This is a genomic window from Johannesbaptistia floridana (assembly GCF_057440575.1).
Genome location: NZ_JALKVM010000396.1, coordinates 1 through 1,018, shown reverse-complemented (window position 1 = coordinate 1,018; position 1,018 = coordinate 1). Strand labels below are relative to the sequence as shown.

General features: G+C 31.2%; 1 protein-coding gene. It reads left to right on the top strand.

Annotated features, from left to right (window positions below):
* Positions 1-214: 214 nt before the first annotated feature.
* A complete protein-coding gene (locus MW688_RS22550) occupies positions 215-649 on the top strand; it encodes a hypothetical protein (protein WP_486738267.1) in 435 nt (144 codons plus the stop codon).
* Positions 650-1,018 lie beyond the last annotated feature (369 nt).

Sequence of the window (1,018 nt, the reverse complement as noted above, 5' to 3'; positions counted from 1 at the left end):
TTTAAGGGCGATCGCATTAATTCTTTAACTCATTACTTAAAGACGTAAAGACTTCTTACTTCAAAACTCATTACTTCAAAACTCATTACTCAACCTCAACCAGTAACATTAGGTAAAGATGCAAGATCTGAGGTGTAGGGATTCTCCCAGAAAAGCTAAAACTAAGTTTATAATGTAAGTGTAATTACTGATTCAATATTATCCATTTAAACTTATGAATTTATGTTTATATTGTGCTGAATTTCAAATGGGATTTATAAGTAGCGATGGATATTCATATATCACTGATATTCATTACTCAAAATTTTTTAGAAATCCTAAACAGGCATTAATCGAAGTTCAAAAAGTTATCAAACGAGAAGAGCAGAGGTACAAAAAACTTCTCAGTTGGGAAATTATAGAAGCTGACATTATCATTAAAAATTTAGAGCTAAATAATAATCATATTCCTGAATCAACTGAAGATAAAATTGAAAGTACTGGAGATTTGGAAAGTATTTGGTCATATTACCTTTTAACAGCACCTCTTGCTGATATAACTCATGGATATAATAATAAGCTTGAATATGCCACTTATAATTCAGAAATCCTTAATCGTAATACCTTAGAAAATATACCTAGTTTTGAATCAATCTCTTTTTTCCTCTGATATATTTGTATAGGCAATATTTGTAGGAGGTTAAACTCATACCACTGCCAATACTGCTCGAATAAGAATGAAAAGATTGGTTCTACCGAGTGAACTATGCTAAATCTTCAAAAACTGAGACAGGGCAAGAATTTAAGTTTTTGATGAATTTTTTGATCTGCATTACTTGCCCTGTCTCAGTCGTATCTATTTAAACCTTGTTTCTAGCATAATTGAGTCTGTAGAACCAAAATTGGTTTCCACATATTATCAGGAAATCCTGACATAATTTGGTGCGTTACTATTCAAGACTTCAAGACTTCAAGACTTCAAGACTTCTTACTTCAAAACTCATTACTCATTACTCATTACTCATGTTTGGTGCGTTAC